The following is a 10,576-nucleotide window of genomic DNA, read 5'->3' as shown; positions in this document are numbered from 1 at the left end:
GGGGTCACCCCCCCGGGGGGGCGGTGGGGGCCCCCCCTGCCCGCCCCCCCGGGGGTGGGGGGGCGGGCGGGGGGGGCGCCCCCGCCCCCGGGGGGGGGGGGGGGGGGGGGGGGGCCCCCCCCCCCCCCCCCCGCCGGTGGCGGGTGGTGCTGGTTACCGGTTACCGGTTGCCGGAGCGTCCGGTGGTGCTGCTCGGCGTGGCCGTCCCCCCAGAGGCCTTGCCGTTCTTCGTCGCAGCCTTGTCGTCGTGGCCGTTGCCGCCCTGACCGATGGTGCCAGCGAGGACATCCTTGCCGGGCACCGGGGTTCCGCTACCCGGGACCAGGGACGGAGCGGGCTTGCGGGTGGTGTCGCTCGGCCCCACCGGGACCGGGGTGGCGACACCCTGCGGCACGACCTTCTTGTCCGCCGGCGCCGGGGCCGGGACGGACTTGGCCGCGACGCCCGGCGCGACGGGGGCCGGGGCGGCCGGCGCGGACGGCAGCTGCAGGGTGACGCTGCTCTGCAGCGCGCCCGGGGCCACCCAACCCGAGAGGGTACCGGCGTAGGACGAACCGAACCCGCCCGTTCCGATGGCCAGCTTCTGAGCGGTTCCGGTCGGCATGGTGGCCTGGACCTGAACGCCGGACGGCGCGTTGACGGTGACGGTGCCGCCGACCCGGTAGGCGGTGACCTGGCCGGAGGCGAGGGCGGTGTTCCAGGCCGCGCGGCGCTGGAACTCCTGGCCGATCTCGCGCTGGCTCAGGTTCACGATCGGGGCGCTGTCCGCGTGCAGCGAGCGGTAGGTGCCGAGGATCTTCTCCAGCACCGGGTACAGGATGCGGTCCTCGGACAGGTTCGACTGGTGCACGAAGTGCGGCCGCGGGTCGTTGCTCAGCACGTGGCCGAGGTCGATCCGGGCCTCCAGCGGCACGATGTACGACTGGTAGCCGGTGGTGGTGTCCAGCGGCTGGGGCAGGCAGGTGGAGTTGGCGTTGTTCTCGCAGACGCCGCTGCCGCCGTTGGCCTTGCTGGTGTAGATCCAGTTGTACTCGTCGGCCTCCTCCTTCGCCGTACCGGCGTTGTAGAAGACGTTCATCGGGTACCGCGGCACGGTCAGGGCGGAGCCGACGGGCCGCTGGCCGGTCTCGCGGGAGGCGTCACTGGCGGTGAACTTGATGCCGTTGGCGGCCAGCGCCGGCGCCAGGTTCGGGTTGTCGCTGGTCTCCTGCGGGGCGGTCAGCAGGCCGGAGTGCTCGCCGGTGACCAGGGACTGCGGGTCGAAGCCCAGGCCGTTCGCGGTGGCCCAGTCGGCGTTGTTCTTGATCTGGGAGGAGATGGTGTTCTGGTCGACCCAGACGGTGGCGCCCGCGGCGTTCTTGGCGCAGACCCACGGCACCACGGTGACGTTCTGCTCGCAGCCAAGGTACGGGTGGGTGTAGGTGTGGTTGACCCACCGGTAGTTGCTCTGGTCGGCGATCATCTGGTTCGCCGTGGGGTCCACCGTGGTCTGGTGGTCGGCCTTCCAGTCCTCGCTGCCGCCGCCGTTGAACACCATGTCCAGGGTGAAGTTGTTGGCGGCCTGCCACTGCTTGAGGTGGTTGGCGTCGTCGACGGTCATCCGGATCGGGTTGGCGGTGTCCGGGGTGCCGGGCGGGCAGGTGACGTCGCCGGGGGTGCACTTGAGCACGGTGTCCCAGCGGTCGTCGGCCAGGAAGACGTCGTCCACGTGGGTGGCGAAGTAGTTGCGGTCGTAGCCGAGGTGGACGCCCTGGGTGAGCCAGTCGACCATGCCGCGGGCCAGCAGCCGGTACTGCTGCTGGTACTGGTTGTAGACGAACGTGACGACCAGTTCCTTGCGGCCGTCGTGGGTGTACTCGCCGACCAGCGAACCGCGGCTGGCCGTGTTGGGTATCGGCGCGTCGACCAGCGGGACGAACGAGGCGCCGGCCGGCAGGCTGGCGAGCGGAGTGGCCAGGTAGCCGTAGCTCTCGCCGACGTTCGGGTCGTTGTCCTCGAACGGGACGCTGCCCTTGAGGTACCCGAACGGGCCCGAAGTTCCGGCCGCGGTGGTGGCGCCCTGGAATCCGTCGAGAGTGCCCACGAATCCGGGATTCTGGGCGTAGTTCAGCCCCACCGCCGGGTTGGCCCACGTGTACGCGTCGATCTGGCGGACGTTGAATGCGGCTTCGTAGGTCGCGATCGCCGTCATCTCGGTGGCACTGTTGGGGAAGGGGTTTTCGTTGGGCAGCACGATGCCCTGGAACTTCCCGCGGGGCTGGCCGTTCAGCGTGTCGCTCAGGAAAGCGGAGTTGATGACGGGGCGGTTGGGGTCATTGAGGCTGATGACCTTGTAGGGCGTGCCCTGGCTCTTCAACTCGGCGGTGATGGCAGCGACGGACGGGCCGCCGTCGTCGACGACCAGGACGGTGAGGTCGATCCTGGGCGGCGCCGCGTCGGCGTGGGCCAGGGTGGTCTGCAAGCCGCTGGCCAGCAGGACTGCCGCCGCGCACGCGGCGACTCTTCGGGTCGCTCGACCCATGGTGATCCTCCCCTTGGTGCAGGCGTCACGCTGCTCGGCGCTCGCCTGCCCGTGTAGCTGTTCGCGGGCAGCAGGCTGCCCGGGCCCATCCTGGTCGAGGGACGGTGGTGCGAGGGACCAATTGGGCGAGAGTGCAGCGAACCTGTTACCAACGTTCATGGCGAAGCCATGAAGGCGCTGATTGTGACCGGAACCGGACCGGCGGCGCAAATAGTGAATTGAAAATGAAAAACCGGAAGCTGACTGCTACACGTGGTTACCGACGGTGCGGCCCAGTGGGGCGGGCGGGACACCTACACTGTCGTCGTTGCGCATGACACTCTTGCACATCTCGCCGCCCAGTTGGGCAGGTTCATGCAATATCGGGCACGGCTGTGCCATGTGACAGTCCGAATATGCAATGGAGGTGCTCACATGGTCGATCAGCATACCGAGTCCGGGGGATTCCCGAGCGTACGGAATGCGTCACCGGAGGCGGGCGGAACGCCGCTGGTCGGACGCAGTCTCGGTTTGCGCGGTGCGCTGAATGCCCGTGATCTGGGCGGGTACCGGACGGCTGACGGGCGGATTCTCCGGCCCGGGGTGGCACTGCGCAGCGATGGCCTGAACCGTGTCACCGCCGAGGACCTCGGCCCGCTCGGCGCGCTCGGCCTGCGCAGCGTGGTGGACCTGCGGAGCATGGCCGAAGTCCGCGAGACCGGTCTGGACCACCTGCCCGGCGGTGTGACGCTCCACCATCTCCCGCTGCTGGCACCTGACTTCGACATCGTCCTGCTGGTCCGCGACGCGCTGGCGGACCACGACCCGGAGCGCCAGCGGGCGCTGCTCGGCGACGGCCGGGCGGCCGCCCGGATGGCCGGCCTCTACCGGTGGTTCGTCACGGACCGGGTGGCGCGCGAGCGATTCGCCGCCCTGCTACGGCTGCTGGCGGACCCTCAGGGGCCGCCGCTGCTGTTCCACTGCTCGGCGGGCAAGGACCGCACCGGCTGGGCCGCGGCCCTCCTGCTGACCGCCCTGGGGGTGGACCGGGAGACCGTCCTGGCCGACTACCTGCTCACCAACGAGCGCTCCGCCCCGGTCGTACGGCGGGTGCTGGACGACTTCGGGGCCCGCGGCCTGATGCGCGAGCCCGAGCTGCTCCTGCCGGTCTTCCGCGCCGACGGCGGCTACCTGGACGCGGCCTTCGCCGAGGTCGTGGCTGGCTGGGGCGGCTTCGACGCCTACTGGCGGGACGGACTCGGACTGGACGGGGAGGTGCTGGCCGGGCTGCGCGCCAACCTGCTGGACGACCCGGGAGCCGAGCGGGGCGGCCCGGCTCCCGGTGGTCGGCTCAGCCCTCGTTGATCAGCCCCTCGCGCAGCTGGGTGAGCGTCCGGGTGAGCAGCCGCGAGACGTGCATCTGGGAGATCCCGATCTCCTCGCCGATCTGCGACTGGGTGAGGTTGCCGAAGAACCGCAGCATGATGATCCGGCGCTCGCGCGGCGGCAGCTTGGCCAGCAGCGGCTTGAGCGACTCCCGGTACTCGACGCCCTCCAGCGCGAGGTCCTCGTAGCCGAGCCGGTCGGCCAGCGGGCCGTCGCTGTCCTCCTCGCCGGTGCTGGAGTCGAGCGAGCTGGCGGTGTACGCGTTGCCGACCGCGAGGCCCTCGACCACGTCCTCCTCGCTGACCCCCAGGCAGGCCGCCAGCTCGGCGACGGTGGGGGAGCGGTCCAGCCGCTGGGAGAGCTCGTCGCCGGCCTTGGTGAGCGCCAGCCGCAGCTCCTGGAGCCGGCGCGGAACGCGGACCGACCAGCTGGTGTCCCGGAAGAAGCGCTTGATCTCGCCGACCACGGTGGGCATCGCGAAGGTGGGGAACTCCACCCCGCGCTCCGGGTCGAACCGGTCGATCGCCTTGATCAGGCCGATCGTGCCGACCTGGACGATGTCCTCCATCGGCTCGTTGCGGCTGCGGAAACGCGCAGAGGCGTACCGGACCAGCGGCAGGTTGAGCTCGATCAGGGTGTCGCGGACGTAGGTGTGCTCGGCGCTGCCCGGGTCCAGCGCGGCCAGCCGCAGGAACAGCGAGCGGGAGAGCGTCCGGGTGTCCAGCACCGAGCCGGGCGGCGTCTCCGGTCCCGTGTCGGGGCCGGGCGGCCGGGCCGGTTCGACCCGCTGCCGCGGGACCAGGTCCTCGACGACGGCCGTGCCGTTGGCCTGGCCGCCAGCGTGGATCTCCGCAGTGCCCAGCTCTCCGGACATGCACCCACCCCCTTGTGACTGTCAGTTGAACGGGGGCCGTCGCGCGGTGGTTCCCGGCGAGGGCCTTCCCCCTGCATACCGGAACACGGTCCACGGCAAACCCGAACGTCGCAAGATGTCACGCCGGGGTAACTCGCTGCAATCTCACTCTTCCCAGGAGTTGCCGGTCCGAAGCCTGGTCAGGATCCGGGAGAGCAGCCGGGACACGTGCATCTGGGACATCCCCAGCTCGGTGCTGATCTGGGACTGGGTCAGGTTGGCGAAGAACCGCAGCATCACGATCCGCCGCTCCCGCTCGGGGAGCTGGACCAGCAGGTGGCGGACCATGTCCCGGTGCTCGACCTCGGCCAGCGCGGAGTCCTCGTAGCCGAGCCGGTCGAGCAGGGCGAGCCCGCCCTCGTGCTCCTGCGCGGCCTCCAGGGACGCCGCGTTGTACGCCCGCCCGGCGTCCAGGCAGGCCCGCACGTCCTCCTCGGGGATCCGCAGGCTGGCGGCGATCTCGGGCACCTTGGGCACCCGGCCGTGCAGCACCGTCAGCTCCTCCATCGCGCCGCTGACCTGGACCCACAGCTCCTGGAGCCGGCGCGGGACGTGCATGGTGCGGACGTTGTCCCGGAAGTAGCGCTTGATCTCGCCCAGGATGGTCGGCAGCGCGTAGGTGGGGAACTGGACGCCGCGGCCGGGGTCGAAGCGGTCGATCGCGTTGATCAGGCCGATGGTGCCGACCTGGACGACGTCCTCCATCGGCTCGCTGCGGCTGCGGAAGCGGGTGGCGGCGTAGCGGACCAGCGGGATGTTCACCTCGATCAGGGCGGCCCGGACCCGCTCCCGCTCGGGGGCGTCCGGGGGCAGCTCGGCGAGCCGTTCGAACAGCACCCGGGTCAGCGTCCGGACGTCCACGGCGGGGCGGCCGCCGGGGCCGCGCAGCCGGTCCGGTCGGAGCTCGCCGGCCGGGCTGGTGATCGCAGCCAGCACTTCGTCCACGGACACCTCACCCCTCCCAAAGTCGTCAACGGCGGGCCCTGCGGAGCGGGTGCCACGGCGGGTTCACGACCTCGCCATGTCCGGCAAAACCGGTCATAGCATCACAAGGTGGGCACAGGTCGGGCAAGCACCCGATGGAGGTGTGTTGGTGGGCCGTTCAACCTTTCCCGGGCCGGCCGGCGAACCGCCGCGGGGATCGTTCCGGGACGGAGCAAGGCGCCCCGCCCGGAAGCCGGACGGGGCGCCGCGGTCCGTCCGGGGGAAGCGCCGGGGTCGGGCTTCGGGTGGTCCGGGTCGGACGGGTGGGGCCGGACGGGTGCTCAGACCTCGATGTCGGCGATCACCCAGGTGGCGAACTCGCGCCAGAGGCCGGCCGCGGCCTGGTGGTCCGGGTGGGTCAGGTAGGCCTGGAGGGCGTCGCGGTCCTCGACCAGGCTGTTGATCGCGTAGTCGTACGCGATGTCGCGCTCGGTGGTGTTCCAGCCGCACTCCCACTCGCGCAGCTCGGGGATCACCGAGCCGAGCGCGTCGAAGGCCTTGGCGCCGGCGAGCACGCGCTCTTCGTCCTTGCTGACGCCTTCGTTGAGCTTGAACAGGACCAGGTGGCGGATCACGATTGCCGCTCCTCGCGGACGGGGACAGAGGGTCCCGCTCACCGTAGCCGGTGCCCGGGGGCCGACCGCTACCCGAATGGGTGCGGGCCGTCCGTCACTTGATCAGACCGGTCATGAAGGTGCCGACGGCCTTGGCCGCGTTCGAGATCCCCTCGAAGCCGAGCTGGACCAGCTCGGCGGACCGGGAGGGTGAGGTGATGATCGAGTAGAGCACGAAGATGAGCAGGAGGGCCATGCCGATCCTCTTCGCCTGCGCCATCGGGTGACCTCTTCCTCCCAGCTGTGGGCCGCCGTCATCCGGTCCCCGAGCGGCCTGCAGGGGGCAGCTTATCCACCCGGACGGGCTATCAAGTGTGCGACGCGTTCGGCCGGCGGGACGAAGGTCCCCGCGAGTGGGGCCTTTCTCCGGATGCCCGCTCGCGGGCCGGGCGGCAGGATGGAAGACGTACCGAGGATCTGGCAGGAATCCCCGGTGCATGGATCCGGAGCTCCCCGCTGTGGGACCGGTCGCCGCGGCTTCCCCCCGACGCGGCGCCGGTTGTGGGACTCCGCCGGGGGAGCGGTCAGTCCCCCCGAACCGCTCCCCCTCCAGGCTCCGTACGGACCGGGCACCGGTGGTCATCGGCCCGGGGTACGGAGCCGTTCCCATGTCCGGGGCCGTTCCGGCGGTGCCCTGCGGCTCCCGCGACGTGGGCATACAAACGCCGAGGGCCCGTCCGGATCGGACGGGCCCTCGGGCTCTCGAGCGGTAGCGGTGGGATTCGAACCCACGGTGGAGTTGCCCCCACACACGCTTTCGAGGCGTGCTCCTTTGGCCGCTCGGACACGCTACCGAGAGGAACTCTACCGGAGGGGTGGCGCAGTCACGAAATCCGTATCACCGCGGTGCCCGGCGGCCCTCAGCGGTGGGTGTCGAAGAAGGCGCGCAGCTGCGCGCCGCACTCGTCGGCGAGGACGCCCGGGATCACCTCGGGCCGGTGGTTGAGCCGGCGGTCGCGCATCACGTCGAAGAGCGAGCCGGCCGCGCCGGCCTTCTCGTCGAGGGCGCCGTAGACCACCCGGTCGATCCGGGAGAGCACGATGGCGCCGGCGCACATGGTGCACGGCTCCAGCGTGACGACCAGCGTGCAGCCGCTCAGCCGCCACTCCCCGGTCTTCTCCGCGGCCTGCCGGACCGCGACCACCTCGGCGTGCGCGGTCGGGTCGCCGACCGCCTCGCGCTCGTTGTGGCCGCGTCCGATCACCTCGCCGTCCGGGTCCAGGACGAGCGCCCCGACCGGTACGTCCCCGGTGGCCGGCGCCAGCGCGGCCTCGGCCATGGCGAGGCGCATCGGCGCCGCCCAGCGGTCGCGGACCGGGTCGGGGCGGACGGGGGCGGGCAGCGGGGGGACGTGCGGGACGGTCAGCGGAGTGGATGCGGGCTGCATGGCATCCAGTGTCGGGTATCCGGTGGTGGACACCGGCATGGCCGACGCCGCTACCGGACGGCCTCCAGGACCTCGCCGCAGCCCAGGGCCTCGGCGATCTCCTCCAGGGCGTCGCCCGGGACCGCGCCCTCGCCGCTGAGCGCCAGCAGCTCGTCGGCGGCGAGGCCGAACTCGGTGAGCAGGTGGGCGTCGCCGAGCGGGCCGACCGGGACGCCGCCGCGGGCGTCGGCGTCCTCCTCGTCCTGCTCCTCGGCCTCCTCGGCCTCGTCCAGCAGGTGGTCCAGGTCGCCGAACTCGCTCTCGCCGGCCTGGTCGACCAACTCGTCGGTGAGGACGGAGCCGTAGGAGCTGCGGGCGGCCGCGGCGCCGTCCGACACGAAGATCCGCGGGTCCTCCTCGCCGTCCACGCGGACGACGGCGAACCAGGCGTCCTCCTGTTCGATGAAGATCAGGACGCTGTCGTCGTCCTGGGCGGATCCGCGGGCCAGGTCGGCCAGATCGGCGAGGGTTTCGACGTCGTCGAGCTCCGTCTCGCTCACATCCCACCCGTCCTCGGTGCGAGCAAGCACTGCAGCGAAGTACGCCACCAGGGACACTCCCAAGATCATCGGTCTCGGCTGTCGGCGCGCACGGGCAACGCGGAAATCTGGCCGCCCCCGCGCCAGAGGCGGTCCGCTTGTTCGGACCGTCCCATCGGAATCGTGACAGAAAGCCCGCCCTTGCGGGGGGTGTTCTGCAGCGCGTCTTTGCAGGTCGTGTCGGAAGGACCGGGTGGCGGACGGCGAAGCCGGGCCGGGGCGGTCCGAGGCCGGTCGAAATTTGCTCCGAACGCCCGGCGGGGCCGTTCGGGTCCCTTCCCGGGGCCGTCCGGGTGTCGCGCCGGACGGGCGCCAGGGTGGCATCAGGGTGGTCCGGGGGTGCCTCCCGAGGCGGTTCCGGGGGCGGTTCCGGGCCCGGTCAGATCCGGAAGGTCCGCATCCGCATCGCCTCGCGCATCCGCCGCTCCTTGGTCCGCCGCGGCTGGACCCGCTCCCGCAGCTCGCGCGCCTCGGTGAGCTCGCGCAGGAAGACGGCCCGCCGCTTGCGGCGCTCCGCTTCCGTCTCGGGGTGGTCGTACGGCGGGCCCGGGCTCCGGCCCACCCCGTCGACGGGCTCGTCCATCGAGCCGTCCCCAGGGTTCGGGTTGCTCGTCATAAGAGGTGACATTCCCAGAACGGCCCGGTTGATACCACAGGAGGCACTTCCGTCCGGACGACCGCGCCGGGTCACGGCGAGTCACGGGAGCGTCACCCGGACCGGCGCCCCGGTGGGCACGGCGAGTCGTACACCCGTCCAGGACCGGGCTAACCTCGATACATGCGTCTCCACGTTGTTGACCACCCCCTGGTCGCCCACAAGCTCTCCACCCTGCGCGACGAGCGCACCGACTCGCCGACCTTCCGTCGCCTGACCGACGAGCTGGTGACCCTCCTCGCCTACGAGGCCACCCGGGACGTCCGCACCGACGAGGTGGAGATCACCACCCCCGTGGCGGTCACGCTGGGTACCCGCCTCAGCTACCCGCGCCCGCTGGTGGTCCCGATCCTGCGGGCCGGCCTCGGCATGCTGGACGGGATGACCCGGCTGCTGCCGACCGCCGAGGTGGGTTTCCTCGGCATGGTCCGCAACGAGGAGACCCTGGAGGCCTCCACCTACGCCACCCGGATGCCGGACGACCTCTCCGGCCGCCAGGTCTACGTGCTCGACCCGATGCTGGCCACCGGCGGCACCCTGGTCGCCGCGATCAGGATGCTGATCGAGCGCGGCGCCACCGACGTCACCGCCGTGGTGCTGCTGGCCGCCCCCGAGGGCGTCGAGGTGATGGAGCGGGAGCTGGCAGGCCTGCCGGTCACCGTCGTCACCGCCGCCGTGGACGAGCGGCTCAACGAGAACGGCTACATCGTCCCGGGCCTCGGCGACGCGGGCGACCGGCTGTACGGCACGGCCGGCTGAGCCTCCCCACCCGAACCACCGAACACCGAGAGCCCCTGGCACTGCGTCTGCCGGGGGCTCTCGGTGTTCGGTGGTGCCGCGCGTCCGGCCGGTGCCGCCTCAGCAGCTGCCGGTGGCGGTCGGAGCGGGGGAGGGCTTGGTGGCCAGCGCGAGGGCGGCGGCCGCCTGGGTCTCGTCCAGCAGGGCGTTGTAGCTGTCGCCGATCACGAAGTCCACGGTGGTGTCGGTGCGGGCGTCGGCGGTGACGGCGGCCCCGGCGATCTGCGAGCCGACCAGGGTGCCCGCGCCGGCGCCGGCCGGACCGGCGATCACCTGGGCGGTGCCGGGCACCTTCTTGTCCAGCTCGGCCGGGGCGTTGCCGACCTTGCCGATGACGAAGCCGCGCTTCTTGAACTCCTCGGCCGTCCGGCCGGCCAGCCCGGCCTTGGTGGTGGCGTTGTAGACGTTCACGGTGACGGCGGAGGCCTGCGGGACGGCGTGCGGGTCGCCCTGCGCGGCGGCGGGCGCACCGGAGGCGGCGGGGGTGCCCGGGGCGGCCCCCGGCGTCGGGGCGGCCAGCGGCTTGCCGGACGGGTCCGCGCAGGCCTGGGCCGAGGCGTTCTTGTTCCTGCCGGTGAAGATGTCGTACAGCTGCACGCCGCCGAGCGCGACCAGGGCCAGGGCGAGCAGGCCGGCGAGTGCGGCGATCACCTTGCGGCTCTTCTTCGGAGGCCGGCCCAGGCGCGGGTAGGTGTTGCCGGTGACGCGGTACTGCTTCCCCTTGAGGCCTTGGGGAGTCAACATGCTCACGGTTTGTCTC

11 protein-coding genes and 1 tRNA gene are annotated in these 10,576 nt (G+C 71.8%); 2 read left to right on the top strand and 10 right to left on the bottom strand.

What is annotated here, in order from left to right; genetic code table 11:
* Positions 1-160 precede the first annotated feature (160 nt).
* A complete protein-coding gene (locus tag ACFY4B_RS31045; protein WP_387973542.1) occupies positions 161-2,521 on the bottom strand; it encodes a hypothetical protein in 2,361 nt (786 codons plus the stop codon).
* A 354-nt stretch (positions 2,522-2,875) separates the two neighbouring features.
* Here ACFY4B_RS31045 and ACFY4B_RS31040 point away from each other — a divergent pair, with 354 nt between their 5' ends.
* A complete protein-coding gene (locus ACFY4B_RS31040) occupies positions 2,876-3,865 on the top strand; it encodes a tyrosine-protein phosphatase (protein ID WP_387973539.1) in 990 nt (329 codons plus the stop codon).
* Here the strand turns inward: ACFY4B_RS31040 and ACFY4B_RS31035 are convergent.
* The 8 genes from ACFY4B_RS31035 to ACFY4B_RS31000 form a co-directional block, all read right to left on the bottom strand.
* Complete coding sequence (locus ACFY4B_RS31035; RefSeq protein ID WP_049650154.1) at positions 3,852-4,760, bottom strand: RNA polymerase sigma factor SigF; 909 nt, start codon at positions 4,758-4,760, stop codon at positions 3,852-3,854. The genes ACFY4B_RS31040 and ACFY4B_RS31035 overlap by 14 nt on opposite strands.
* A 144-nt stretch (positions 4,761-4,904) precedes the next feature.
* The gene (locus ACFY4B_RS31030; RefSeq protein WP_375876738.1) at positions 4,905-5,750 is read right to left on the bottom strand and encodes an RNA polymerase sigma factor SigF; all 846 of its coding nucleotides are present in this window, start codon (positions 5,748-5,750) and stop codon (positions 4,905-4,907) included.
* Positions 5,751-6,064: 314 nt separating this feature from the next.
* Positions 6,065-6,358: a Dabb family protein gene (locus ACFY4B_RS31025; RefSeq protein WP_375876737.1), complete on the bottom strand. Its 294-nt coding sequence runs from the start codon at positions 6,356-6,358 to the stop codon at positions 6,065-6,067.
* A 94-nt stretch (positions 6,359-6,452) separates the two neighbouring features.
* Positions 6,453-6,617 (bottom strand): hypothetical protein, encoded by a 165-nt coding sequence (locus ACFY4B_RS31020; RefSeq protein WP_380636859.1) that lies wholly within the window; start codon positions 6,615-6,617, stop codon positions 6,453-6,455.
* 487 nt (positions 6,618-7,104) lie between these two features.
* Positions 7,105-7,191 (bottom strand) — tRNA-Ser (locus ACFY4B_RS31015).
* Between the two features lie 66 nt (positions 7,192-7,257).
* Positions 7,258-7,785, bottom strand: a complete 528-nt coding sequence (gene tadA / locus ACFY4B_RS31010) for a tRNA adenosine(34) deaminase TadA (protein WP_082345357.1) — start codon at positions 7,783-7,785, stop codon at positions 7,258-7,260.
* Between the two features lie 50 nt (positions 7,786-7,835).
* Positions 7,836-8,393 (bottom strand): tRNA adenosine deaminase-associated protein, encoded by a 558-nt coding sequence (locus ACFY4B_RS31005; protein ID WP_049650157.1) that lies wholly within the window; start codon positions 8,391-8,393, stop codon positions 7,836-7,838.
* Positions 8,394-8,742: 349 nt separating this feature from the next.
* Complete coding sequence (locus ACFY4B_RS31000) at positions 8,743-8,946, bottom strand: hypothetical protein (RefSeq protein ID WP_049650158.1); 204 nt, start codon at positions 8,944-8,946, stop codon at positions 8,743-8,745.
* Between the two features lie 195 nt (positions 8,947-9,141).
* Between ACFY4B_RS31000 and upp the strand changes: the two genes are divergently transcribed.
* A complete protein-coding gene (gene upp, locus ACFY4B_RS30995) occupies positions 9,142-9,777 on the top strand; it encodes a uracil phosphoribosyltransferase (protein WP_049650159.1) in 636 nt (211 codons plus the stop codon).
* Positions 9,778-9,876: 99 nt separating this feature from the next.
* Here the strand turns inward: upp and ACFY4B_RS30990 are convergent, their stop codons facing one another.
* Positions 9,877-10,560 (bottom strand): LytR C-terminal domain-containing protein, encoded by a 684-nt coding sequence (locus ACFY4B_RS30990; protein ID WP_049650160.1) that lies wholly within the window; start codon positions 10,558-10,560, stop codon positions 9,877-9,879.
* Positions 10,561-10,576 lie beyond the last annotated feature (16 nt).

The sequence above is a fragment of the Kitasatospora sp. NPDC001261 genome, assembly GCF_042896795.1.
Taxonomy (GTDB): Bacteria; Actinomycetota; Actinomycetes; order Streptomycetales; family Streptomycetaceae; genus Kitasatospora.
The sequence above is the reverse complement of the archived record's forward strand: the minus strand, read 5'-3'. Positions and strand labels throughout refer to the sequence as shown.

What these genes read in the sequence shown, in the direction of transcription:
- ACFY4B_RS30990 (WP_049650160.1), bottom strand. Translation starts at nt 10,560, where the DNA reads ATGTTGACTCCCCAAGGCCTCAAGGGGAAGCAGTACCGCGTCACCGGC.
- ACFY4B_RS31035 (WP_049650154.1), bottom strand. Translation starts at nt 4,760, where the DNA reads ATGTCCGGAGAGCTGGGCACTGCGGAGATCCACGCTGGCGGCCAGGCC.
- ACFY4B_RS31020 (WP_380636859.1), bottom strand. Translation starts at nt 6,617, where the DNA reads ATGGCGCAGGCGAAGAGGATCGGCATGGCCCTCCTGCTCATCTTCGTG.
- ACFY4B_RS31045 (WP_387973542.1), bottom strand. Translation starts at nt 2,521, where the DNA reads ATGGGTCGAGCGACCCGAAGAGTCGCCGCGTGCGCGGCGGCAGTCCTG.
- ACFY4B_RS31000 (WP_049650158.1), bottom strand. Translation starts at nt 8,946, where the DNA reads ATGGACGAGCCCGTCGACGGGGTGGGCCGGAGCCCGGGCCCGCCGTAC.
- ACFY4B_RS31005 (WP_049650157.1), bottom strand. Translation starts at nt 8,393, where the DNA reads ATGATCTTGGGAGTGTCCCTGGTGGCGTACTTCGCTGCAGTGCTTGCT.
- ACFY4B_RS31040 (WP_387973539.1), top strand. Translation starts at nt 2,876, where the DNA reads ATGCAATATCGGGCACGGCTGTGCCATGTGACAGTCCGAATATGCAAT.
- tadA (WP_082345357.1), bottom strand. Translation starts at nt 7,785, where the DNA reads ATGCAGCCCGCATCCACTCCGCTGACCGTCCCGCACGTCCCCCCGCTG.
- upp (WP_049650159.1), top strand. Translation starts at nt 9,142, where the DNA reads ATGCGTCTCCACGTTGTTGACCACCCCCTGGTCGCCCACAAGCTCTCC.